18 protein-coding genes are annotated in these 24963 nt (G+C 72.2%); 8 read left to right on the forward strand and 10 right to left on the reverse strand.

The features are described 5' to 3' along the window. Positions 1–306 precede the first annotated feature (306 nt). Together ABZ842_RS26215 and ABZ842_RS26220 are read left to right on the forward strand one after the other, a co-directional pair. Entirely contained in the window at positions 307–2373 is a 2067-nt protein-coding gene (locus tag ABZ842_RS26215) for a PhoX family protein (protein WP_361541378.1), read from the forward strand. Between the two features lie 185 nt (positions 2374–2558). After that, the gene (locus tag ABZ842_RS26220) at positions 2559–2972 is read left to right on the forward strand and encodes an RNA-binding S4 domain-containing protein (RefSeq protein ID WP_361541381.1); all 414 of its coding nucleotides are present in this window, start codon (positions 2559–2561) and stop codon (positions 2970–2972) included. 334 nt (positions 2973–3306) lie between these two features. Here ABZ842_RS26220 and ABZ842_RS26225 read toward each other — a convergent pair whose 3' ends face one another. Both ABZ842_RS26225 and ABZ842_RS26230 read right to left on the reverse strand, forming a co-directional pair. Beyond that, the gene (locus ABZ842_RS26225; protein ID WP_361541532.1) at positions 3307–4251 is read right to left on the reverse strand and encodes an endonuclease/exonuclease/phosphatase family protein; all 945 of its coding nucleotides are present in this window, start codon (positions 4249–4251) and stop codon (positions 3307–3309) included. Positions 4252–4502: 251 nt separating this feature from the next. Next, complete coding sequence (locus tag ABZ842_RS26230; protein ID WP_361541384.1) at positions 4503–5378, reverse strand: hypothetical protein; 876 nt, start codon at positions 5376–5378, stop codon at positions 4503–4505. Between the two features lie 223 nt (positions 5379–5601). On the opposite strand from ABZ842_RS26230, the gene ABZ842_RS26235 reads away from it, so the two are divergent. From ABZ842_RS26235 to ABZ842_RS26250, 4 genes are all read left to right on the forward strand, one after another. After that, complete coding sequence (locus ABZ842_RS26235) at positions 5602–5979, forward strand: hypothetical protein (RefSeq protein ID WP_361541387.1); 378 nt, start codon at positions 5602–5604, stop codon at positions 5977–5979. Between the two features lie 127 nt (positions 5980–6106). Then, the gene (locus ABZ842_RS26240; RefSeq protein ID WP_361541390.1) at positions 6107–6667 is read left to right on the forward strand and encodes an NAD(P)H-dependent oxidoreductase; all 561 of its coding nucleotides are present in this window, start codon (positions 6107–6109) and stop codon (positions 6665–6667) included. 121 nt (positions 6668–6788) lie between these two features. Next, positions 6789–7808 (forward strand): ATP-binding cassette domain-containing protein, encoded by a 1020-nt coding sequence (locus tag ABZ842_RS26245; protein ID WP_361541393.1) that lies wholly within the window; start codon positions 6789–6791, stop codon positions 7806–7808. After that, on the forward strand, positions 7805–8674 hold the full coding sequence (locus ABZ842_RS26250; protein WP_361541396.1) for an ABC transporter permease: 870 nt from the start codon (positions 7805–7807) through the stop codon (positions 8672–8674). The genes ABZ842_RS26245 and ABZ842_RS26250 overlap by 4 nt, the downstream gene beginning before the upstream one ends. Positions 8675–9088: 414 nt before the next feature. Here the strand turns inward: ABZ842_RS26250 and ABZ842_RS26255 are convergent, their stop codons facing one another. Continuing rightward, positions 9089–12274 (reverse strand): AAA family ATPase, encoded by a 3186-nt coding sequence (locus tag ABZ842_RS26255; protein WP_361541399.1) that lies wholly within the window; start codon positions 12272–12274, stop codon positions 9089–9091. Positions 12275–12443: 169 nt separating this feature from the next. On the opposite strand from ABZ842_RS26255, the gene ABZ842_RS26260 reads away from it, so the two are divergent. Beyond that, positions 12444–12839, forward strand: a complete 396-nt coding sequence (locus tag ABZ842_RS26260; protein ID WP_361541402.1) for a DUF732 domain-containing protein — start codon at positions 12444–12446, stop codon at positions 12837–12839. Positions 12840–12953: 114 nt separating this feature from the next. Here ABZ842_RS26260 and ABZ842_RS26265 read toward each other — a convergent pair whose 3' ends face one another. Continuing rightward, complete coding sequence (locus tag ABZ842_RS26265; protein WP_361541405.1) at positions 12954–14345, reverse strand: PLP-dependent aminotransferase family protein; 1392 nt, start codon at positions 14343–14345, stop codon at positions 12954–12956. Positions 14346–14475: 130 nt separating this feature from the next. On the opposite strand from ABZ842_RS26265, the gene ABZ842_RS26270 reads away from it, so the two are divergent. Then, positions 14476–15141, forward strand: a complete 666-nt coding sequence (locus ABZ842_RS26270) for a hypothetical protein (protein ID WP_361541407.1) — start codon at positions 14476–14478, stop codon at positions 15139–15141. Positions 15142–15217: 76 nt separating this feature from the next. On the opposite strand, the gene ABZ842_RS26275 is transcribed toward ABZ842_RS26270, so the two are convergent. From ABZ842_RS26275 to ABZ842_RS26300, 6 genes are all read right to left on the reverse strand, one after another. Beyond that, entirely contained in the window at positions 15218–16618 is a 1401-nt protein-coding gene (locus tag ABZ842_RS26275; protein ID WP_361541410.1) for an FAD-dependent monooxygenase, read from the reverse strand. Then, positions 16608–17795, reverse strand: coding sequence for an MAB_1171c family putative transporter (locus tag ABZ842_RS26280; RefSeq protein ID WP_361541413.1), 1188 nt, complete (start codon positions 17793–17795; stop codon positions 16608–16610). Before ABZ842_RS26280 ends, ABZ842_RS26275 begins: the two co-directional genes overlap by 11 nt. Positions 17796–18174: 379 nt before the next feature. Beyond that, entirely contained in the window at positions 18175–18900 is a 726-nt protein-coding gene (locus ABZ842_RS26285) for an FMN reductase (protein ID WP_361541416.1), read from the reverse strand. 76 nt (positions 18901–18976) lie between these two features. After that, positions 18977–20065 carry an LLM class flavin-dependent oxidoreductase gene (locus ABZ842_RS26290; RefSeq protein ID WP_361541419.1) on the reverse strand — a complete coding sequence of 363 codons (1089 nt, stop codon included), beginning with the start codon at positions 20063–20065 and terminating at the stop codon, positions 18977–18979. A gap of 222 nt (positions 20066–20287) precedes the next feature. Continuing rightward, entirely contained in the window at positions 20288–23896 is a 3609-nt protein-coding gene (locus tag ABZ842_RS26295; RefSeq protein ID WP_361541422.1) for an SAV_2336 N-terminal domain-related protein, read from the reverse strand. A gap of 32 nt (positions 23897–23928) precedes the next feature. Further along, positions 23929–24900: a MoxR family ATPase gene (locus ABZ842_RS26300; RefSeq protein ID WP_361541425.1), complete on the reverse strand. Its 972-nt coding sequence runs from the start codon at positions 24898–24900 to the stop codon at positions 23929–23931. Positions 24901–24963: the final 63 nt, after the last annotated feature.

The raw sequence follows: 24963 nt of genomic DNA on the forward strand, positions 1-24963 counted from the left end.
GGGGCAGACTGTCCCAGTACTCCCCTGGCCAGGGCGGACACGTAAGGTTATCCGCCGCACGCCCGCCAGCCCGGCAGGGGCGACCGCTCGCCGCCGACCCGCCCGTCTCGCACCGCACGGACCACGGGTCTCACCCACCCTTCACGGCGCGGATCACGCCTCGGCTGGCCGGGACCGTACGCTCCACGCTCCGGATTCATCCACCGTTCACTCAACGTCCGCCACTTTGCACACGTTCCCCCCTAACGTCACGCCCGGAGAGATTCCGACACGCTGTCGGCGCGCTGCGCGCCGGAGGAGGACGAAGTGCGCAAGCTGCTGCCGTTGTTGAGCAAGCCGCACGCGGGTGGGCGTTCGGCGCTGACCTGCCGCTTTCGCTGTGGTGACGCCTGCTTCCAGGAAGTGCCGAACACCAGTGACAACGAGTACGCCGGCGACATCATCGCCGGTGCGCTCTCGCGCCGTTCGATGGTGCGGGCCGCCGCGGTCGTGACCGTCGCCACCGCGGCCGGTGCCGCGACCGTGGCGAACCCGGGCGGCGGCGCGCAGGCCACCGCCGCGCCGCTGGCCGGCCGGGGCCACGGGCAAGGCGGCGGCAGCGCCGACGGCGCCCGCGGTCTGCGCTTCTCGCCCGTCGCGCCCAACAAGGACGACAAGGTCACCGTTCCGGGCGGCTACACCCAGGGCATCGTGATCCGCTGGGGCGACCCGATCCTGCGGGGCGCGCCCAAGTTCGACCCGAACAAGCAGACGGCGAAGGCGCAGGCGGGTCAGTTCGGCTACAACAACGACTTCCTGTCGCTGCTGCCGCTGCAGGGCGAGCGCGGCCGGCAGGTGCTCGTGGCGAACCACGAGTACACCGACGAGGTGCTGATGTTCCGGGGGTACGACCCGGAGAACCCGACCCGCGAGCAGGTGGAGATCGCCTGGGCGGCGCACGGCCTGTCCGTCGTCGTGGTCGAGGAGGAGCGCAAGTCCGGCGGGCTGACCCCGGTGACCCGCCACCGCCTCAACCGCCGTCTGACCGCGACCAGCGAGTTCCGGGTCACCGGCCCGGCCGCGGGCAGCCCGCTGCTGCGGACCTCGGCGGACCGCACGGGCTCGCGCGTCCTCGGCACCCTCAACAACTGCGCCGGCGGCGAGACCCCTTGGGGCACCACGCTGCACGGCGAGGAGAACTTCAACCAGTACTTCGCCAACGGCTCCAGCGCCACTGACAAGCGGTACGGCATCGGCACGGGCGCCTCCGAGCGCAAGTGGGAGCGGTTCGACAAGCGCTTCGACGCCAAGCAGGAGCCGAACGAGTCCCACCGCTTCGGCTGGGTCGTCGAGCTCGACCCGTACGACCCCGACTTCACGCCGCGCAAGCGCACCGCGCTGGGCCGCTTCAAGCACGAGGCCGCGCAGCCGCGGATGACCGACGACGGTCGCCCGGTGGTCTACATGGGCGACGACGAGCGGTTCGACTACTTCTACAAGTTCGTCTCCTCGAAGCGGATGATGAAGGGCAACTCGCGGGCCGCGCGCGAGCACAACCGCACGCTGCTGGACGAGGGCACCCTGTACGTCGCGAAGCTCAGCGGCGACAGCCCGCAGAGCGAGGTCGACGGCTCGGGCAAGCTGCCGAACGACGGCGAGTTCGACGGCTCCGGCGTGTGGATCCCGCTCGCCACCGGCGACACGTCACACGTGCCGGGCATGACCGCGGACGAGGTGTACGTCTTCACCCGCCTCGCCGGCGACAAGGTCGGGGCGACGAAGATGGACCGCCCCGAGGACGTCGAGCCCTCGCCGCGCACGGGCCGGGTGTACGTGGCGCTGACGAACAACAGCGACCGCGGCAAGCCGGGCAAGCCCGGCGCGGACGAGGCCAACCCGCGCAACCTCAACAAGCACGGCCAGATCCTGGAGCTCGCCGAGAACTGGGACGACCCGACGGGCGACGGCTTCGCCTGGAGGCTGTTCCTCGTCGCGGGCGACCCGAAGGACCCGTCCACGTACTTCGCGGGCTTCCCCAAGGAGAAGGTCAGCCCGATCTCCTGCCCGGACAACGTCGCCTTCGACCCCCACGGCAACCTGTGGATCTCCACCGACGGCAACGCCCTCGGCACCCACGACGGGCTGTACGGCGTGGCCACCCACGGCGAGCGGCGCGGTGAGCTCAAGCAGTTCCTCACCGTGCCCAAGGGGGCCGAGACCTGCGGTCCGGTCATCCAGGAGCGTCGGGTGCTGGTCGCTGTCCAGCACCCGGGCGAGGTCGACGGCGCGTCCGTCGAGAACCCGGCGAGCGCCTGGCCCGACGGACCGGGCCGGCTGGTCCGCCCGTCGGTCGTGGCGGTCTGGCGCAAGGACGGACGCGACATCGGCGTCTGAGCCCCGCCGAAGCGCGCAGCGCCGAGCACCGGCCGCCGCGCACGGGCCCCCGCCCCCACCAGGGCGGGGGCCCGTCCCGTTCCTGCCGTCCCTGTCCGTCCATGCCCTTCCGTGTCCGTGTCCGGGCGGGCGACCCCGGTGAAAACCCCCGCCGCACGGGGCGCACCGGGTCGTACAGTCGAGGCATGGCTTCCCAGGAACCGTCCGCACCCCCGCCGCCGCCCGCCGGCGGGTCCGAGCGCATCGACGCCTGGATCTGGTCCGTACGCCTGACCAAGACCCGCTCCCAGGCGGCGGCTGCCTGCAAGGCGGGCCACGTCCGGGTCAACGGACAGCGGGTCAAGCCGGCGCACGCCCTGAAGGTCGGCGACGAGGTCCGGCTCTTCCACGCCGACCGGGAACGACTCGTCGTCGTCTCCAAGCTCATCCGCAAGCGGGTGGGCCCGCCGATCGCCGTCCAGTGCTACGTGGACAACAGCCCGCCGCCCCCGCCGAGGGAGTTCGTCGCACCGGTCGGCGTGCGGGACCGGGGCACCGGCGGCCCGAGCAAGCGCGACCGCCGCCAACTGGACCGCCTCCGCGGCATCGCCAAGCGCTAGGGCCCGCTCTAGACCCCAGGCCGTGTCCGCAAAGTTGCCGCTGTCTTGGCTGGCGCGCTGGCGCCGTGCGGCGTGCTGCGGTGTGGCGTCTGCGGCCAGTCTGTGGCTTGTCGCGCAGTTCCCCGCGCCCCTGATTCGCTGCCCCCGTCAGTCTTCTGCGGGCCGAGACAGGAGGTTTTAGGGGCGCGAGGAACTGCGCGACAAGCCACCACCGGCCGGTGGAGACCAACGCTCCCTCAGGGAAACGGCGGCTATGTCAAGAGACGCAGGAGCGCGCGCGGGACGACCCAGCGCAGGCTCCAGAGGGCGGCCTTCTTCGGGGCGGGCGGGTGGGTCAGCGGGCGTCGTGCAGTTCCAGCTTGGTCAGCAGCGCACGGTGGTCGGTGTCCGCCAGCTCCAGGAAGCGCGCCGAGCGGACCGAGAACTCCTCGCTGATGAGCACGTGGTCTATCTGGGTGCCCAGCGGTCGGCTCACCATCGTCGGCCAGGACGGGGTGCGGGCCGCACCCCCGAGGACCGCGGCGTCCCGCAGCTTGCCCGCGTCCAGCACGCGACGGAACGCGGCGTGGTCCTGCGAAGCGTTGAAGTCGCCCGCGATGATACCCGGAGCGTCCTTCACCGTCGCCGCGTACGTCCGTATCTGCCCCAGCTCGCGGCGCCAGTCGCCGAGGCCGCTCGGGATCGGCGGCATCGGGTGCGCCAGCTGGAGGTGCACCTCGCGGCCTGCTATCTCGGCAACCGAGTTGGGCTGTGCCAGCGTGGAGTCGATGCCGGGGGCGGTGCGCAGCGGGTACTTGCTCAGGATGGCCGAGCCGAAGGCGAGCTTGCCTTCGACGACATTCCGATGGGGGTAGTCGGCCAGCGGTATCTCCCGGGCCAGGCCCTGGGAGCACTCCTCCGCGCACTCCTGGACGAACACGAGGTCGGGCTGCTCGCGCTTGATGGCGGCGAGGAGGTCCTCCGTGGCGTTTCCGAACTCGACATTGGACGTGAGGACTTCGACGCCGGCTATGACCTTGCCGGAGGGCTTCTCGGTGAGCCCGGTGTCGTACGGCCGCACGAACCAGCCGGCGACCGCGAGCACCGCGGCGGCCCAGATCATGCCCGTACGCCAACGGGCGAGGAGCGCGAGCAGCAGGGCCGCGCCGGCGGGCACCAGGAGCCAGGGCAGGAAGGCCAACAGCTGGGGGACGGGCGTCGTCGCGTCGGTGTCGGCGACGCGACAGGCCACCACCGCCGTCGGCACGAGCAGCAGCAGGGCGGAGAACCAGGCGGCCACGCGACGGACGCCACCGCCCCGCGGGCGATCGGCGGGGGCGTCGACGTCCCGCTGCGCGGCGTCGTCCGCCGCCGTCGAGATGGCGCTGTCCACTCCGGCCTCCGGCTGTCTGCTGTGTGTGTCGGGGTCTCTACGGTCCTGGTCGTCCAGTCGCGGGCGTCCACGGCTCTCCGCTGAGTCTGTGCCGCTCTGTCCTCACCTGTGATGACTTCAGTTTCGGTGAGATCGTTCCCGCTGTCCCCGCCGTGGCGTCAACTCGCCGTATGCGGAACGCAGTCCTCAACTCCTGGGCACGCATCGACTCCCGGGCGGGCCCCCGGCTTCCTGCGCCGGCTGCGCCGGACCAGCGCCGCCACCAGCACGCCGGCCGTCATCAGGCACCACGCGGTGAGCCGCAGCGTCGCGGTCAGCGCGTCGAAGGCGGCGTCGGCCGCAGGGCGGTTCACCCGCAGCGGGAGGTCGTTCAGGGCGAGGAAGCGGGCCAGCGCCACGGCGAGCAGGAGGAGCAGACCGCCCGCGGCGAGCGACAGCGCGAGCTCGGGAAGCCGGTGACGGGCCACCAGCAGCACCGCGACCATCAGCAGCAACGTCAGCAGCGGCAGCCAGACGCCGGCGAGCTGGAGCGAGTCGAACACCTCGCGCGCCGAGCCGAGCGTGTCGTGGTCCAGCACGGTGATCGTGGCGTTCCCGATCGGGATCTCGTGCGCGTACGGCACCCCGTCCTTGCTGAGCTGCGCCTTCAGCTGCTCGATCACCGGCGCCAGGTCGACGCTGGCCGTCTCGCCCTCGTAGCTGGTCAGCGCCTTCTCGACAGCGGTGTGGGCCGCCTGGTTCACCGTGTTCCAGGCCGTCCGGTACGCGTCCGTGCCGGCGAAGGAGAGCACGGCGTCGTGCACCAGGCTCCGCACCTCGTCCGCGGCGTCGGACGTCGCGAACTCCTTCATCACCTCGGCGGTGACCCGGTCGGCGACCGCGTACTCCACGTCCCGGTCCGAGGCGAGCGGAGCCATGGCGGTGACGTATCCGTCGGTGTCGCCGATCTCCCGGTCGGCCCAGACGGCGAGTGCGCTCAGCGGGGTCAGGACGGCGACGAGGACGATCAGCACGGTCGAGAGGAAGCTCCGCACCCCTCCAGGGAAAGCGGGGCAGCCGCCGGGCGCGAGCGGTGCGCCGCCAGCCGGGCGCGCCCGCGCCCGCACGTACCAGCCGCCGATCCGCCCCGCCGACTTGCCGGGTGTCGGGCCCGGGTGTGCTCTGGGAGGAGGACGTGAGAACGCGCGGAGGCGGCGAGGGCGCAGCAAGCGGCGCGGCGCCCCGGCCTGCCTCGGCGGTACGGAAGGAGCTTCCGTCATGGCCACCCACGCGACGGCGCCGATGCGCCACCACGGAACCCTCCAGTGGGCCGTGCCCCTCGGCCTCGGCCTGCTCTTCGGCTTCTACTCGGGCTTCCTGCACCGCACCGGATCCCCGGTGACCTGGTGGGACGTCCTGTACGGGGTGGTCGCCGGGCTCGTGTTCACCGCGCTGGTCTTCGGTCTGGGACGGATCCAGGGCGGCCTCATCCAAGAGCTGCGCGCGACGGCGTACGGCGCGCTGGGCGGCGCCGCGGTGGGGTTCCTGCACAGCCTGACCGGTGACAGCGTCTTCAGCTCGTCGGTGCTCGGACTCATCGTCGGTGGGGCGATCGGAGCGGCGGCGTTCTACGTCTTCCACACCCACGAGCCCTGATGCAGCGCGGGGCCTGACACACCCGCGAGCCCCGACGGCGGCTTGAAAGCCGTGAATCTCGCACGGTCGCCAGATCCGATCTGGCGACCGCGCGAGAGTGTCTAGCGCCTCCTGGGTGAAGGGAGGCATGGACATGGACGTCGAGGGCACGACGCCGCTGCGGGTGGCCGTCGTCATCGGAAGCACGCGGGACGAGCGCGTCGGCGCGAAGGTAGGCGACTGGTTCACCGAGCGGGCTCGTGCGCGCACGGATCTGGAGCTGTCGGTCATCGACCTGATCGACTTCGACTTCCCGGCGCACTACCCCCAGCGCGCCAACGCCCCGATGCGAGCGTTCACCGACCGGATCGCCAGCGCCGAGGCGTTCGTGATCGTCACCCCGGAGTACAACCGCTCCTATCCCGCCTCGCTCAAGCAGGCCATCGACTACGCGTACGACGAGTGGCACGCCAAGCCTGTCGCTTTCGTAAGCTATGGGCACGGTTCGTGCGGGATACATGCGGTTGAGCACCTGCGCTCGGTCTTCACGGAGCTGCACACCGTGACCCTGCGCAACGGTGTGGCGCTCAACCTCCTCGACGAGCCCTGGGGCGACCGTGACAGTTCGGTCAGCCTGATGCTCGACCAGCTCGGCTGGTGGGGCGTCGCCCTTCGTGAGGCCCGGGCCCGCCGCCCGTACGTCTCGTAGCACCCCGCGGACGCGCCCTTGTGCCCACCGATGAGTTTCGGCGCTTGGCCGAGTCCACCCCCCACCGCACTGCCGAAGATGTTTTCGATTTCTGAGTATCAGAAGGACTAAGGACTGACGAATGAGTACAGAGCTGGCAATCGAGACCCAAGGTCTGGTGAAGGTCTTCGGTGAGAACCGTGCCGTGGACGGCGTCGACCTCAGCGTGCCCGCCGGCACGGTCTACGGCGTCCTCGGACCGAACGGCGCCGGGAAGACGACCACGGTCAAGATGCTCGCCACCCTGCTGCGCCCCGACGGCGGCGAGGCCCGCATCTTCGGCAAGGACGTCCTCACCCAGGCGAACGAGGTCCGCAGCCGGGTGAGCCTCACCGGACAGTACGCGTCCGTCGACGAGGACCTCACCGGCACGGAGAACCTGATCCTGCTGGGCCGGCTCCTCGGCCACTCCAAGGCCGCCGCCCGCATCCGCGCCGAGCAGCTGCTCGACGCCTTCGGCCTCACCGAGGCCGGTGACCGGCAGATCAAGAACTACTCGGGCGGCATGCGACGCCGCATCGACATCGCCGCCTCCATCCTCAACACCCCCGACCTGCTCTTCCTGGACGAGCCCACCACCGGGCTCGACCCCCGTAGCCGCAGCCAGGTCTGGGACATCGTGCGCGCCGTCGTGGCCCAGGGCACCACCGTGCTGCTGACCACGCAGTACCTGGACGAGGCCGACCAGCTGGCGTCCCGGATCGCCGTGATCGACCACGGCAAGGTCATCGCCGAGGGCACCAAGGGCGAGCTGAAGGCGTCGGTCGGCTCCGGCGCGGTCCACGTACGGCTGCGCGACGCGGCCCAGCGGCCCGACGCGGAGCGACTGCTCAACGCCGTGCTGGGCGGCGAGGTCCAGCTCGACGCGGACCCGGTCGCCCTGACCGCCCGCGCCAGCGGTCCGGACTCCGGACAGGACTCCGCCGAGCAGGCCGGTCGGGCGCTCGCCGAGCTGGCCCGCGCCGGCATCACGGTCGACAACTTCTCCCTGGGCCAGCCCAGCCTGGACGAGGTCTTCCTCGCCCTGACCGACAAGGGCGCCCAGCGCGCCGCGACCGACACCACCACCGCTACGACCGTGACGAAGGGGGCGGCAGCATGAGCACCGCGACGACCACCACGAAGGCGACCAAGGAACTCGACGAACTCGCCCTCGAAGCACCGAAGGCCGAGGACCTGGCCTCGGTACTGGTGGGCCAGGAGCGACCACCGAAGCCCAGCGCGCTCTCGGCGTCGATCACCTTCGGCTGGCGGGCGATGCTCAAGATCAAGCACGTCCCGGAGCAGCTGTTCGACGTGACGGCGTTCCCGATCATGATGGTGCTGATGTACACCTACCTCTTCGGAGGTGCGCTGGCCGGCTCCACGCAGGAGTACATCCAGTTCCTGCTCCCCGGCATCCTGACGATGAGCATCGTCATGGTCACCATGTACACGGGCATCGCGGTCAACACCGACATCGAGAAGGGCGTCTTCGACCGCTTCCGCACGTTGCCGATCTGGCGCCCGGCCCCGATGGTGGGCTACCTCCTCGGCGACCTCGTCCGCTACGTCATCGCCTCGATCGTGATGCTGGGCGTCGGCATGATCATCGGCTACCGGCCGGACGGCGGGTTCGTCGGCGTGGTGCTCGGCATCCTGCTGCTGTTGGCCTTCGCCTTCGGCTTCTCCTGGCTCTGGACGATGTTCGGCCTGATGCTGCGCAACGAGAAGTCCGTGATGGGCGTCAGCATGATGGTCCTCTTCCCGCTGACCTTCATGAGCAACATCTTCGTCGACCCCAAGACGATGCCCGGCTGGCTCCAGGCGTTCGTCAACAACAGCCCGGTCACGCACGTCTCCACGGCGGTCCGCGAGCTGATGGCCGGCGAGTGGCCCGCGGCGGACATAGCGTGGTCGCTGGGGTGGGCCGGGGCGCTGACGGTCGTCTTCGGCACGATCACCATGCGGCTGTACAACCGCAAGTAGGGTCCCTGCCGCGCTCGTGGCAGGGCGCTCAGGAGCCCGTGCCCGATGTCGGTGGCGTCGTCGACTGGCTGGACGGCGCCGCTTGGACTGCCGGGGGCGGCTGGATCCCCGTCGGCAGGGCGAAACGGCCGCGGGGACGCGGGCGCCCGCGCAAGCCGTGGCGGCGGAGTGCCGGCCATGCCTTGCGCATGACGAAGGCCCCCTCCGGAGAGGGGGCCTTCGCGTATGGAGCGCCCGGCAGGCCTTGCACCTACATTTCCCATCGGCAGATGGGCGTCTTTCCTTGGACCACAGACGCGTGACGTCCAGTCGTCGAACCGGGGTTCGGTGAACCGGAGTTACAAGAAGATCATACATGCGATCGGGGGTGGTTGTCGCGGCGCGCAGAGGCGGGCCGAGGCGGCCCCGCGCGGGTCAGAGCCGCCAGTCCACCGACCGGGCCGGACGGTAGGAGCAGTACGCGCCGGTGGTCACCGATTCCTTGAGGTGGGCGGCCAGTTCGGGGTGGAGTCGGTGCATGCGGCGCAGGGCGTCGCGGATGCGGGCCGTGACCGTCTTGCGGGCGCGTTCGGCCTCGTCGCCCAGTCGACGCGTTCGGCCGCCGAGGCCGGCGGCGGCGCGCAGTTCGTCGAGCAGCGCGTCCCGTTCGCGGCCGTACTCGGCGGCGCGGCGCCCGTCGCCCGATTCGGCCGCGCGGTCGATCTCCTCGTCCAACCGTTCAAGATGGCGGCGATAGTTGGCCTTGGCCTCCTCGTCGAGGACGGGGTCGCCGCCTAGGCCGCGGGCGGCGATCACCTCCGCGCCGCCCTCGGGGGAGAGGAGTTGGACGGCGGACAGGTCGTCACCGGGGTGCGTCAGCAGGGCGTGCAGGTCCCGTAGGCCCTTGGCGTCCGGCATGTGCGCCACCCGGCCCTCGAAGACCAACGCCCATACGGCGCCCTCCCGATGGAACTGCGCCGCCGGCCCGTCCGCAGCCTCCGCAGCCGGCTGCTCCTCCGGTACCAGCGCCGGCGCGGGCTTCGGGGTCGGGGCGGGGGAGCGGCGGCGGGGTTGGAGGAGGTGCGTCATCCGTAGCTCTTCGGCGTCCCGCCGCACCGTTGCGACCAGGTCGGCGGGGGCATCCTCGCCGAGGACGTCGACGAGGGCGGCGCGGGAGCGCAGCGCCCAGGGCCGGGCCCGCATCCGGTCGGCGGACTCCGCGGCGGACGTCAGCGCGGCGACGGCCGCGGCCCGGTCGCCCCGGGCGGCCTCCAGCAGTCCCCGCCACAGGTCCACCGGCCCGCTCAGGTCGCAGCCGTAGAGGGAGACGATCCACTCGCCGGCGCGCGGCGCGAGGGCCGCCCGGACCTCCTCCAGCCGGGCCGGGTCCCCGGTGGCCGCCGCGACCTGGGCGCGCAGCCGCATCTGGAGCGGTGCGAAGAGCCGCGGCACCGGCTCGGTCAGCGCCGCCAGTTCGTCGCTCATCCGCAGCGCGAGGGCGGTGTCCCCGGTCTCGGCGGCGGTGATGCCGACGCTGAGCTGCGGGTAGGGGTGGCCCAGGTCGTTCATCTCCGCCAGCAGGATCCGGGCTTCGTCGTACCGCCCCTGGAGCAGGAAGAGCGACCACTGCATGTGGACGTTGACGTAGCCGAAGGCGGGGTGCTCCCGCCGGAGCGCGTCGGCTTCCGACAGCAGGTCCACGGCGTCGGTGAACCGGCCGGTGAAGGCGGAGATCAGGGAGTTGTCGATGGCGCGGGCCAGTTCGAAGCGGCGCTGCCCGAGGCGGCCCACCAGACCGTTGAAGAAGCGCAGTTGCTCGAAGTACCTCGGGTCGCCCAGCTCCAGCATGGTGACCCAGCGCATCGAGGTGGCGTGCATCTCCATCTCGCGGTGGTGCGTGCGCCGTGCGACGGCCGCCATCTCGTCGGTGAGGGCCAGCCGCTCCTGGGCGGTGCCCAGGCCCCAGATCGAGTCGTGGCGGGCCCAGAGGGAGAAGGCGAGGGTGTCGTCGTCCTCCGCGCTGCGGGCCAGGGCCGTGATCCGTACGGCCAGGTCCTGGGCGACCTCCTCGACGGAGAGGCGGGCGACCGGCTCCCCGCCGTCGCCGATCAGGGCCCGGTGCGCCTCGCGCAGCAGCTCGACGCTGCGCGAGCCCGCGCCGAACCCGCCGCCCGAGGTGAAGTCGTGCTGGTGGATCGTGATCGCGACCCGGGCCAGCAGCTCCGGATCGCGTTCGCGGCGGGCGTGCGCTATGGCTTCCTCGAAGACGTGCCACGCCTCCTCGTCGCCGTAGTGGCGCATTTCGGTGGCGATGCTGAGCCGGATCAGGGTGGCCCGGTGGACGTCGTCGACCGTCACCTCCAGGGCGCGCCGGTAGTGCGCCACGGCCTCCTCCGACGCCAGCCGGCCCGAGGCTTCCTCGCCGGCCTCCATCAGCAGGTCGATCCGGGCGTCCCGGGGCAGCTCGGGACCGGCGAGGTACGCGTGGCGCGCGACGTCGGCGGGGAGCAGCTTGGCCCGCAGCGCGGAGGAGCCTTCCACGGCCCGTACGACCGAGGCGTGGCGGGCGTGGCGCTGCGGCTCGTCCAACTCGTCGTAGAGCGTCTCCCGCACGAGGTCGTGGACGAAGGAGAACCGGCCGGCCTGGCCGACGGTGACCAGCCGGGCGGCGGTCGCCCGCTCCAGCAGCCGGTCCGCGTGGGCCGCGGGCACCCCGGACGCGGCGGCCAGCACCTGGCGATGGAACTCCCGCCCCAGCACGGCCGCGACGTCCAGCAGCTCGGCGACGGCCGCCGGCAGCAGCGCGAGCCGTCGCCGCACGGCTTCGCGCACACCGGGCGCGACGGTGCCGAAGGGGCTGCCGCCGGCCCAGTTCCGTACGGTCTGCTCGATGAAGAAGGGATTGCCCCCGGAACGGCGGTGGACCTCGTCCACCAGGGCGGCTGCCGGCTCGCTGCCGGCGAACAGCGCTATCAGCGCGCCGACATCCGCCCGGTCGAGACCGGAGAGCGTGACGGTGGCGGTGGCGCGGGCGACGAGCGGCAGGATCAGCGGACGCAGCGGGTGGTCGGCGGCCTCCACTTCGGCGTCCCGGTAGGTCCCGATGAGCAGGACCCGCTCGAACCAGGCGTGGCGCGCGATGAATTCGAGCAGCTTGAGCGTGGCCGGGTCGGCCCAGTGCAGATCGTCCAGGACGATCACCAGCGGGCGGCGCTGGGCTGCGGTGACCAGGGCGGTCGTCACGGCGTCGTACAGCGGGAAGGCGTCCACTGCCTCACCGGGCGGGACGCGGGCGACCTCCTCGCCGAGGAGCGCGGCCAGGCGTCCGTCCGCGGCCTTCTCGATGCGGGGCCAGTCCTCGCCGACGGCGCGCCGGAGTCCGCGCATGACCTGGACCCACGGCCAGTAGCCGGGGGCGCTGTCGGAGTCCCAGCAGGAGCCGCCGAGCACCAGCGCACCGCGCCGTCTCGCCTCGTCGGCGGCGTCCGTGACGAGGGACGTCTTGCCGATGCCCGCCTCGCCCGTGACCAGCACGAGGCCCCCGTGGCTGTCGGTGACCCGGCCGATTTCGGTTCGCAGGACGCGGATGGGGAGTGCGCGCCCGACCAGTGCAGGGGTCATGCCCCAAACGATAGGAGGACCCACTGACAATCGCCCCGGGAAAAATGCCCGGCCCGTTGCCCGGCCCGTGCCGACCGCTTGCTCCGGCGCGCTGTCGCGTGCGCCCTGTGCACGCCGCGTGCGCTGTGTGTAATGGGCACATGGGGTCAGGCGATCGGGGAGGGGCCGCGTGGACCGGAAAACGTGGATCGTCATCGGAGTCGCCGTCCTTGCGTTCGGCTGGCTGAACCCCGCGGACGGGGACGACGACGGCGATACCGGCGAGCCGGTGGCGAAGCAGTCCGGGGCGCCGGCGAAGCCCGGCAGCGGCGTGCCGACGCCGAGCGCCCAGCAGCGCAAGGACTTGCTCCGTGCGCTGAAGGCGGTGGACGCGGGCCTGGTCGCCAAGGAGGACCGGGCGGTGAGCCGGGCGCGCAAGGTGTGCAACGACATCAAGCACGGCAAGAGCAAGAAGGCGGTGCAGCCCAACACGAAGGCCCGGTTCGAGGGCAGCGCGGTGCCGAAGCTCACCGATGAGCAGGCCGCGGCGATCGTGGCGGCGGTGAAGAAGTCGTTCTGTCCCTGAGACGACGGCGCGCGCCACAGCGGTGCCGTTCGGACCGACCGGGCCCGCCCGCAGGGCATGCGGTGTACCCCATGGCTCTGACGGATGGCGGGCAGCCGGTCGCGGCCCGGGGCTTCACGCGACGGGCGCGGGCGTGTGCCGTCCGGTGGCGCCCCCGACGAGCGCCTGCCGTGTGCGGGCGAGTCCGCGCACCGCGCGCGTGAGTTGCTCCGCGGGGAGCGTGTACGGGAGACGTACGTGACGTTCGAAGGCGCCGCCGACGCCGAAGCGCGGGCCGGCCGCGATCGTCACCCCGTGGTCGGGTGCGAGGGCCGCCAGCCGTGAGCTGACGGGCTCGGGGAACGCGGCCCAGACCGTCAGCCCGCCGGGCGGTTCCGGCGCGTCGACGTCGGGCAGGTGCGCGGCGAGCGCCTGACGCAGCGCGTCCCGTTGCGCCCTCAACCGGTCGAGCGCGTCGGGCCGGCGGGTCTGCCGTTGGTTCAGCAGGACGGCGGTGGCGAGCTGTTCGACGACGGGGGTGCCGAGGTCCGTCGCGGAACGGGCCCGTTCGACGCGTTCCAAGACGGCGGGCGCGGCGCGGATCCAACCGATGCGCAGACCGCCCCAGATGCTCTTGGAGACCGAGCCGACGCTGATGGCGGCGGGTGCGTGCAGCGCGAAGGGCTCCGGCTCCGTCCCGTCCAGCGCCAGGTCGGTCATCGTCTCGTCGACGACGGTGGGGCACGCCAGTTTGAGGCTGCGGCGCATGCTCGCGGACATGCACAGCCCGGTCGGGTTGTGGAAGTCGGGGATCAGATACGCGAGGTGCGCGGCCCGCCCCGCGGCGCGCAGCTGTGCGGCGTCCCAGCCGGACGGCGTGACGGCGACCGGCAGGAGCCGGGCCCGTACGTCGGTGAACGTCGTGATGGCGTGCGGATAGGTCGGGTGGTCGATCAGGACCTTGTCGCGCGGCGCCAGGAGCGTGCGTGCCAGTAGGGCCAGCGCGTGTTGGGCACCGTTGGTGATCAGGACGTGGTCGGGCCGGGTGGGCAGCCCCCGGCGCCGGTACCAGTCGGCGACCGCTTCGCGCAGCTCGACGGTGCCGTACCGGTCGTAGCCGTGCCGTGCGAAGTGCCGGGGCAGCTGTTCGAGCGCCGTCGCGAACGCGGCGTGGAGGATTTCGTGCGGCGCGGGAGGTGCGGCGAAGGACAGGTCGATCGTGGACGGGTCCGCGCCGGTCCGGCGCTCCGGCGGTGCGTCGTCGGGCAGCCGTACGGTCGCCCTGGCCCGCGCCCGGGTAGCGAGGTAGCCGTGGTCGACCAGGGTGCGGTACGCGGCGCCGACGGTCGTCCTGCTGGTGCCGAGCGCCGCGGCCAGGTCGCGCTCGGCGGGGACGGCCGCGCCGAGGGGGAGGCGGCCGTCCAGGATCAGCAGCCGGAGCCGGTCGGAGAGGCGCTGGTGCGCCGGTCCGGGCCCTTCCTGCCAGCTCCCCAGCATGCGTGCCACCGCGTGCGAACCGATCTTCACCGGACCAGGGTAGGCGATCTGGCTATGGAATCAGTGACCAGATCGTCCGCAGGGTTGCCCCATGACACCTCCCGCGTCCCTTGGACGCCCTTGCTCCCCGTCTCCCGTCGACCGGCCCGTGCTGCTGCGCATGACCGCGTCGGCGCAGGTCCGGGCGGGGCGGAAGGCCCGCCGGGTCCCTCAGCTGCTGGTCGGTCTGGTGGGGTACGGGGCCGCGGTGATGACGCTCGTCCAGTCCGGGCTCGGAGCCGGGGGCTGGAACGTGCTCACGGAGGGGACCGCCCGCACCCTGGACATCTCGTTCGGCTGGGCGACGAACCTGATCTCCGTGCTGGTGCTCCTCGTGTGGATCCCGCTGCGGGAGTTGCCGGGGGTCGGCACGCTGCTCAACGTCGCCGTCGTCGGCTTCGCCGCGGACGCCGCCGCCGCCGTGCTCCCCGTCCCCCAGGGCGTGCCGGCGCAGCTCGGCTACCTGCTGTTCGGCCTCGTCGCCCTGGCGTTCTTCGATGCGCTCTACCTCGGCGCACAGTTCGGTTCGGGCCCGCGCGACGGCATCATGACCGGCCTCGTACGCCTCACCAGGCGCCCCGTCGCCGCGGTCCGCACGGCCGTCGAGGTGTCCGTCGCCGCCGCCGGCTGGCTGCTGGGCGGCACCGTCGGGTTCGGAACCGTGCTCGTCGTCCTGGGCACGGGGCCCCTCGTCGGGTTCTTCCTCCCGCGCGTGACGGTCCGCCTGCCGGCCCCCGGGCCGGTCCCGCAGGCCTTCGACACGGAACTCGACCGGTCCGACGGCTGACGGGCCCGCGACGGCTGATGGACCTGCGACGGCTGACGGGCCCGAGCCGAGCGGGTCCGCGGTGGCGCGTACGCGATCAGGACCGGGCCGCGTGCACTTCGTCCTTGGTGAGGGGCGGGACCGTCAGGAGGCTCTTCTTGCGGCCGAACAGCATGGGCCAGAGCATGTCCGGCGCGAACAGGCGGCTGGGTGGCTTCTCCAGGCTCATGACGTCCAGGAGGGCGCCGAGGGCGCGCGGGTTGACGGCGCTGGTGTTGACGCAGCGGTCGAGGTAGCGGGCGAGGAACCGGTCCAGCGGCTTGGGCGGGACGTCGGTCGCGCCGGGGTAGAGCGCGTCCTGTCCGATGGCCAGGTTCCACGCCGCGGCGACGGGGCGGGCCGCGGCGTGTTGGAGGCGTCGGGCGGTGCCCGGGGAGTGGAAGTTCGCGGAGCGCAGGGTGGAGCGGACCGCGAGGGCGCACTGTGCGGCGACGCTGAGGCCGTGTCCGTAGGTGGGGTTGTACCGGGCGACGGCGTCGCCCAGGACGACGAACCCCTGCGGCCACCGCCGGAGCTTCTCGTAGTGGCGGCGCCGGTTGGCGGTGCTGCGGCTGGTGCGCACGGGACCCTTCGGCGTCGCGGACCGGAGGAGTTCGCCGATGACGGGGTCGCTCAGACCGAGGGCGAACTCCACGAAGGCGTCGGGGTCGTCGGTGGGTTCGCCGCCGCGGGTTCCCGACAGCGTGACGATCCAGCGGCCGTCTTCTATCGGCAGGATGATGCCGCCCTGGCCCGGCGGTTTCGCCGGGTTCGCCTGCACGTTGACGACGGGGAACTCGATGTCCGCCGCCCGGCCGGGAGCCTCGAACAGACGGGTGGCGTAGCGCACTCCGGCGTTCACCACCGACTCCCCGACCTGGGGGAGCCCCAGGTCCCGGAGCCATCGGGGGGCTTGGGATCCACGACCGGAGGCGTCCACGACCAGGGCGGCGTGCAGCGTCTGCTCGGCACCGTCGGACTGGATGCGCACGCCCCGCACCGTGGTGGAGTTCCCCTCCAGGCCGAGGGCGACGGCGTTCTGGCGCAGCGTGATCCGCTCGTCCTTCAGTACGCGTCGACGCAGCACGTGGTCGAAGAGGTGACGGGAGCACACGAGATTGGCGTGGTGGGTGGAGGTGAAGCGCCTGAACCAGGTCTCGTTGGGCGCGCGGGAGACCATTCCGCCCATGATTTGCGTCAGTCGGGCACCTTCTGCGACGAGTTCTTCGACGAGGCCGGGGATGAGCTCGTCGAGGGCCGAGACGCCGCCGCTCCACACGAGGTGGGCGTGGTCGCCCTGCGGAAGTCCGCGGCGTCGCTCGGGTGCTTCGGGCAGCTCGTCGCGTTCGACGATGACGACGTCGAAGAATTCCACGAGCGCGGCTGCCGCGAAGAGTCCGGTGGCGCTCCCGCCGATGACGACCGCGGTCGGCTGTCTCACTCTGTTCCTATGGGGCATGTGGCGTCGCCTTTACTGAGTTGAACAGGCTCTGGCGGAAGTTCCTGAGCCTATGGGGGGTGTTCAACATGCGGGATATCGATTCCATGTGGTCGGTGACTTCCGACCCGATCTTGATCGACTGTTCGCTTCCGTTCCGATTGCCGTAGGACTCGATGGCTGAGCAGATCGCCAGGGCTCCTGCGAGGCCGCGGGCGGTGCTTTCCTTCTCCCGCGCGCGAGCGGCCTCGTACGCCTTTTGGTAAAGGGACCTGTCGTAGTGGGGTGCGAGTTGCAGCAGGCCGTCCAGTATCTGCGTCTGGCGTTGCAGGAGGCGCAGGTCCAGTGGGGCGAAGCGGCCGACGGGGGCCGTCGCCGCCGGCGGGGTCACCCGCCGGATGGCGCGGGCGAGCGGTTTGAGGGTCCAGTAGGTGAGCTGGTCCCGCGGCCACTGCTGGAGGAAGGGGCCGACGACGGGGAGGATGAAGCCGAGGGCCACCAGGGTGCCGCCGAGGATCGCGAACGGCGGTGCGACCAGGACGTTCAGATCGTCCCAGTCCGCATCGGCCCACCGGGCGCCGATGGCGAGGAATTTCGCGGTGACGAAGACGATTCCGCAGGCGTGGCCGAGTTGGAGGCAGACGAGTCCCGCTCTGAGCCAGCCCTCGCGCACTTTCGAGATCCACGTCCAGATCATCCAGGCGGAGACGACCGTGGATATCAGATAGCCGAGGAGGTAGAGGGCGATGTGTTCGCGCATCCAGGGCGTGTTGGCGTAGAAGGTGTCCAGGTCGCGGGTGCGGGTGTGGGGCACGTCGGCCATGAGGAACGTCCCCCACAGCCCGGCCACGACCGCGCCGTAGGTGATCCAGACCTTGCGGATTCTGGACTCCCGCCGCTTGGAGGGCTCCTCGCGCCAGGTGATGAGCATGGTGAGGCACGCGCCGCAGAACGCGTTGATCATGGTGTACGTCCAGGGCGCCGCGATGTTCGGCACCCCGGTGAACGCGTTGATCTTCTGGATGTTCGGGGGCGTCACGGAGACGAAGACGGCCGATGCGAACAGCAGGACGAGCCAGGTGGCCCTGGAGTTCGGATCCTTCCAAGAACGGATGATCGTCGGCGACTTGAGGGAGAGGCCGGCGACGAGGAGGATGGTCGGCAGGATGTACGGGTGGTAAATGGGTGCGCTACTCATGGCGCGCGAACGTCGCTGAGCGACGGGATTATTCGACCTTCGGCCGTGTGCCTATTCTTTGGATTCTTCGGCTTCTTCGGCGATTCGAGTAATAAGGATTGCCCGGCCGGGCCCTGCGCCACGTACCGCGGCAATGCCTTGGACCCGTAGAAGGCGCTGGTGGCGCCGTGGGGTTCGGGTCGTGCTGCGCGGTCGTACGCTGCCGGATTCATTGGTCGTGGGCCCCCCCGGAAAATTCATGAATCACATGTGCGAAGCACCTTACGGGGCCGCTTGTTGTGTCCGCAACGATCGATTCCGGTCCGGAATCGATCGTTGCGGCGGTATTTCGGTACGAAAGGCTCCCTCCGCGCTGCCCCCGCTCCCCGACCCGCTGCCGTCACGCGGACGGCAGCGGGTCCAGCGGTGCGCCGTCGGTGCCGGGCGCGCTGCGGGGGGACACCGAACTCAGGAGCGCGCTCAGGTCCGGTTCCGCGGATGCAGCCGCGGTAGGGGACTGCGCGGCGTCCAGCATCGCCCGCGCCAACTGGCGGCCGGCGCGGGTGATGCGGGTGGGGAGCGTGTCCGTCAGGGGGTCGCCGTTGCCGCCCCAGTCCTCCGACGCCGCGTACACGGCCGTCGGGACGACCTCCGCCCGCAGGTAGGCGAAGAGCGGTCGCAACGCGTGCTCCAGCACCAGCGAGTGGCGGGGCGTGCCACCCGTCGCTCCCACCAGCACGGGCTTGCCGGTGAGCGCGTCGGGGTCGATCAGGTCGAAGAAGGACTTGAAGAGACCGCTGTACGACGCGGAGAACACGGGCGTCACGGCGATCAGGCCGTCCGCCTCCGTGACCGCCTCGATCGCCTCCTCCAGGTCCGCCGACGGGAAGCCGGTGACCAGGTGGTTCGCGATCGCCACGGCCAGTTCGCGCAGTTCGACGACGCGGACCTCGACGTCCGATGCGTCCACGGCCCCGTCCACGGCCCCCGCAGGGCCCGTCGCGCCCGCGCCGCCCGGGAGCTCGCCCAGGAAGCCGCGTACGGACTCGGTCAACCGGTCGGCGAGCAGCCGCGTCGAGGACGGCACGCTCAGACCGGCCGATACGGCCACCAGCTTCAGGGTCATGACTCTCTACTCTCCTCGGTCCTTCTCGGGTCTTCTCGGTTGTTCTCGGTTCTTCTCGTACGGGACGGGGGCGCCGTCACGCCTTCGCGGGCTCGGCCGCGCCCCGCACCGCCGGGTGCAGCGGCGCCGTCTCCGGCACGCCTTCCGGCCGCAGGCTCGCGAACTCCTTGCGCAGCACCGGAACGACCTCCTCGCCGAGGATGTCCAACTGCTCCAGCACCGTCTTCAGCGGCAGTCCGGCGTGGTCCATCAGGAACAGCTGGCGCTGGTAGTCCCCGACGGCGTCACGGAAGGACAGCGTCCGCTCGATCACCTGCTGCGGGGAGCCGACGGTCAGCGGCGTCTGCTCGCTGAAGTCCTCCAGCGAGGGGCCGTGCCCGTACACCGGCGCGTTGTCGAAGTACGGACGGAACTCCTTCACCGCGTCCTGGGAGTTCTTCCGCATGAACACCTGCCCGCCGAGCCCGACGATCGCCTGCTCCGGCGTGCCGTGCCCGTAGTGGGCGTACCGCTTCCGGTACAGCTCCACCATCTTCTTGGTGTGGCTCATGGGCCAGAAGATGTTGTTGTGGAAGAAGCCGTCGCCGTAGTAGGCGGCCTGCTCGGCGATCTCCGGGGAGCGGATGGAGCCGTGCCAGACGAACGGCGGGACGCCGTCCAGCGGGCGCGGGGTCGACGTGAAGGACTGGAGCGGAGTGCGGAACTTGCCCTCCCAGTCGACCACGTCCTCCCTCCACAGCCTGTGGAGGAGCGCGTAGTTCTCGATGGCGAGCGGGATGCCCTGGCGGATGTCCTGGCCGAACCACGGGTAGACGGGGCCGGTGTTGCCGCGGCCCATCATCAGGTCCACGCGCCCGTCCGCCAGGTGCTGGAGGTACGCGTAGTCCTCGGCGATCTTCACCGGGTCGTTGGTGGTGATCAGGGTGGTCGAGGTGGACAGGATCAGGTTCTCGGTCCGGGCCGCGATGTAGCCGAGCAGGGTCGTGGGGGACGAGGGCACGAACGGCGGGTTGTGGTGCTCGCCGGTCGCGAAGACGTCCAGGCCGACCTCCTCGACCTTCTGCGCGATGGCGAGGGTCGCCTTGATCCGCTCGTGCTCGCTCGGCGTGTGGCCGTTGGTCGGGTCGGTCGTGACGTCGCCGACGGTGAAGATGCCGAACTGCATGGGGCTCACCTCTCGCGTGCGGCCTCCGGGCTGCCCCGGAACCGTTAGTTGAACTTTGAACTAACCCTACAACGGGGACCCCCTCGCGTCTATTCCAGGGTGTGCCCGGGGGCGTTCCGGCGCCTGTCGGCCGGCCCTCAAGGCCATCGTTTCCGCAGGTCAGGAGGGGGGCTGCGAGATCGAGGCGATACCGGGCCGGTACGTCACACAGCGCGACCGCCGTCAACCGACGGTGCCGGCGTCCGTGTTCCCTGCGTTCTCTGGGGTCTCTGCGCCCTCTGCGTTCTCTGTGGTGTCGGTGATCAGCAGCCGAGCAAGGTCCAGCAGCGCGCGCGCCGTCTCCGGCCGCAGCTCCGCGAGCGCGTATCCGGCGCGGTTCAGCGCCGGATCGGACGGCACCCGCACCACCGAGGTGACCGGGATCCCCGCTGCGCGCGCCAAGGGAGCCGATTTGTATGACCGCTCCCTGGGGTCCTCTCCGAGCGCCACGACCGCCCGGTCCGCCAGCCTCTCGTGGCCCGCCGTGCGCAGCTTGTCCAGCTTCTCCACGGCGTGCCGGTGCGAGTAGTGGCCGCTGCGGCACCACAGCACCAGCCGGTCCGTGTGGTTCAGCACCACGTCCGCCGTCTGGTCCAGGGCTGGTGGGGCCCAGTCCGTGAGGACGGACGCGTAGTGCGGTGCGACGAGCGTGAGGACGCGCATGTACTCCTGAGCGTGGCCCGGGTTCACGCCGAAGTAGCCGGAGCGGCGGTGGGCCACCACCTCCAGACCGGACGGCAGGACCGTGGCGTAGCCGCGGACGGCCTCGTACGGTGCGCTCGGCGGCAGCGCCGCCAGGTTCTTCCACGACGCCTCGTTGCGCCCGTGTAGGAAGCGCTCCAACGCGCCTTTGGTGGGGGAGCCGTCCAGCGCCAGCACGGGCTCGCCCCGCACTGCTGCGATCAGGGAGCCCAGCGCGACCGTCAGCGCCGCCCGGCCGGTGTCTGACGTGCTGACGAGCGTCACGCGCGGGCCGTACTCCAGGGGCGTGCGCAGCGCCGTCAGCCGCGCCCGGTCCTCCTCGCCGCGCCGGCCGCGCTGTTGGACCCCGCGCAGACCGAAGCGCCGCAGCGACAGGAGGTGCTCGCGCGGCTCGGCGTACGGCGGGGAGAACGGCGGCCGGCCCGCTGCGTCTCCTCGGCCCGCGCCCTTCGGCGGCGCCGTCGCGCCCACCCCGCCGACGCCCTGCACCCGCGCCGCCGTCAGGTACTGCGAGATCAGCCCTGCCACCTCGCCCGCCGTCGGCCGCTCGGCCGGGTCCGGGTCGAGACAGCGCAGCACCATCAGCCGCAGCCCGTCCCAGGTGGGGCCCTGCCACACGTGCATCCCCTCGGGCAGCCCCCGCACCTCGGCACCGGCCCGACTGCTGATCAGCCGCAGCAGGTCGCCCAGGGCGAGCATGTTGTCCTGCGGGGTGGGCACCGGGCCGCTGCCCGCGTACTCCCCGTCGATCACGCAGTCCGACAGGTCGCCGAGGACGATCGTGCGGCGCAGCACGAACACGCTCTCCGGGCCCAGCGCGGCCGGCACCAGACCGTTGACGTGGCACACGTCCAGCGCGGTGGCCAGCTGCCAGGCCGCGTACAGCCCGGCGAGCTTGTCGAAGGGCGCGGTGGCGGCGGGCGTCGCCCGGTCCACCAGGTCGCTGAGCCGGGTCAGTTGGCCGCCGCTCCCGGACTCGTCCTCGATGACGGTCGTCGCCAGCCACGGCGGGGAGTCGCCCGGGGAGGCGCCCTTCAGCTCCGGCGCGTACCGCCCGTCGAGCCGGTGCAGCGCCTCCGCCTCCGTCTCGATCAACCGGGCGGCGGCGGGCAGGTCGGGGCGGGGGGTGCGCACGACCACCGCCGTGCCGTCCTCGTCGAACCCCCGGTACACGATCGTGCGCCGACCGCGCCGCCGGCCGGTGAGGCGGAAGGTGCCCAACCGGGTCGGGTCGTCGGGCAGCAGAGGGTCCCACTCCGACGCGCCGCCGGCGTCCGGCGGGGCCGACCCGAGACGGGGCAGGGCCGGTCCCTCCCCGGAACGGTCCACCGCGACGCCGAAGCGACTCAGCAACCTCCGCTCCACATTCGTGAACGGCCGCTGGGCGCCGCCGACTTCGGCGCTGCCGGCGGGATGCGCCAGCCAAGCCGGGAAGTCCGGCGAGCGGCCCGCCAACTGCTCCAGCTGCCGGCCGATGGCGCGGCCCGTGCGCAACAGCTCCGCCTGCGGCACCGCGTCCAGCAGCGCGGACTTCGACTCGGCCGTGAAGTCGAACACCCGGTGCTTGGCGGGCACCGGCTCCGGCACCGGCGCCGGGTGCGGACGCAGCAGACCGCCGAGGAACACCTCCGCCAGGTGCGACGTCCGCGCCGGCCAGGGCACGGCGCCCTGCACCAGCCGCATCACCGGGACGGACAGCGGGGCGACCGCCGCCAGGTGCGCCGCGAGCCGGTACGCCTCCGGGGTCGCCGCGTCCCTGAAGTGCTGGGGGCCCTGCGCCGCCCGGTCGGGGGCGAGCGCGGCCCGTCGGCTGGGGCGGGCCAGCAGCGGCAGCTCGACCGTGGCGCCGGGGGAGACCAGCAGGCGCGTCCACCGGCCCAGCGCCTCCACCGTGGGCTCCAGCACCGGGACCGGCACGGCGTCGAAGTCGGCGAGGCCGAGCGGCAGGACCGGGTCGGCGATCCGCCAGGAGGTGTTGGCGCCGCCGGTGCGCAGGGTCGTCGCCTGCCAGCGGTCGGCGGTGATGCCCGACGACTCCCACATCTCCGGCGGCAGGGTGTGCAGCACCGACACCGGGCCGCGGGCCGCCCAAAGCTCCAGCAGCCGGTGCATGTCGCCGCGGCGCCAGGCCGCGCCCGTGCCGTCGCTGACGACCAGGACCAGGGTGCGGCCCGACGGGTCCTTGACGCTGCTCGTCGGCAGCTCGGGGCTGTCCTGCCGGAAGGGGCGGGCGCGCAGCCGGGGGCCGTCCGGGGCGCGGGTGTCCAGGCCGTGCACCCGGAGCGACGCGAAGGCGCCCAGCCGCTCCAGCAGGGTGCGCAGCTCCGCGCCGAGCCGGTGCCACAGCAGCATCGACAGGCCGTCGTCGACGAGCAGGACGAGATGCAGCCAGCGTTCCCGGACGGGGCGCTGCACCACGTCGGGCACCCGGGTCTCGGCGAGCGCGGTGACGGTGCGCTCCACGTCGATCTCCAGCCGGTCCCGGCTGGCCAGCCGCCGACGCAGCGGGCGCAGCGCCCGCCCCAGCTCCAACTGCCGTGACAGCGCCTTCCGCTCGGGAACCAGGACCGGGAGCGCGGGCCGGGGCCGGTCGCCGCCGCGCCACAGCTCCACGTCCGGTGCGGGCTTGGGCCGGGCCGCGGCGTACAGCGAGGGCGCCGTCAGATCGGGCAGGTCCTCGCCGTCGGGCACGGCCGGAGCGGTCTCCTCCGGAGCCTCGCCCCCGCCCGACACGGCGGGTGCGGGCGGGTCGACGGACGGCGGGCGTACGGGGACGAGCGGGGCGTGGGCATCGGACGCGGGCAGCAGACGGGCGAGCCACAAGACGTCGAGGACCTGGTCCGCGTCCAGGTCGTGACCGCTGGCGCGCAGCACCCGCAGGGCCGCGGACAGCCGCTCGCCGGCCGGGTCGGACGCGTCGGGAGGGTTGCCAAAGGACGCGTCGGGAGGGTTGCCAAAGGACACGCCGGGAGGGTTGCCGAAGGACGCGCCCGCCGGACCGGACGCGCCCGCCGGGCCGGACGCGCCCGCCGGGCCGGACGCGCGGCCAGGGTCGGACGCGTCGGCCGGGTCGCCGAAAGGTGCGCCCATGGACCCCTTGCCCCCACCCCCGCCCGACACGGCTACATCGCCCCGGTGAGCTGGTGCAGCACGGCGTCCAGCAGGCCGTCCGCGTCCAGGTCGACCCCGCCGCGGCGCAGGAACACCGCGTTCAGCAGTTGGTCCGTGGCGAGCTCCCCGGGCGCACGCCGCTGGAGGAACCTCTCGATCAGGTCGTCCGCCTCCCGCAGCGCCTCCGCGCCCAGGTGCGCCGCGACGATGGCGCGCAGCCGCTGCTCCCCGGGCACCTCCAGGTCCAGCCGGATGCAGCGGCGCAAGAAGGCGGGCGGGAAGTCGCGTTCGCCATTGCTGGTGATCACGACGACGGGGAACTCGGAGCACTGCACCACGCCGCGGTGCACCAGGACCGTGCCGCGCCGGTCCGCGGTCTGCACCTCCACGGCCGCCTGGTCCTCCGGCAGCCGGGCCAGCTCCGGAACGTCGAACACGCCCTCCTCGAAGACCGTCAACAGGTCGTTCGGCAGGTCGACGTCGCCTTTGTCCATCTCGTCGATCAGCAGGGCCCGCGGCGACGGCGCGGGCACCAGGGCCGTGCCGAGCGGACCGAGCCGTACGAACGTGCCGATCGACGGCTCCGCCTCGCCCCGGTCCCGGCTGAGGGTGGTCTCCCGCAACCGTCCGATCGCGTCGTACTGATAGAGGGCGTCCTGGACGGTGGAGCGGCTGTTCACCGGCCAGCGCAGCAGCTCGCCCAGGCTCAACTCGTGCGCCACCGCCCGCGCGAGGGACGACTTGCCCGTACCTGCGGGGCCGGTCACCAGCAGCGGCCGGCGCAGGTGCAGCGCCGCGTTCACCACGTCGGCGTGGCGGGGCTCGATCAGATACGGCAGCGCGGCGCGGGCGGCGCCGTCGGTGGCCTCGCGGGCTTCGGGCGTGAAGCGGCGCCACGGCGGGGCCTGCGGGAAGGCGACGGGCCGCGGCCTGCCGTCGCCGCGGAACAGCCGCCAGTCGGCGGCGCCGGGTGTGGTGCTCATGTGCTCCCCCTGCTATTCATCGGCCCTCTCCGCCCGCGGCTCCGCACCACGACGCGCTCCCTG

It is taken from the genome of Streptomyces sp. NPDC047315 (assembly GCF_040643215.1).
Classification (GTDB): Bacteria; Actinomycetota; Actinomycetes; order Streptomycetales; family Streptomycetaceae; genus Streptomyces.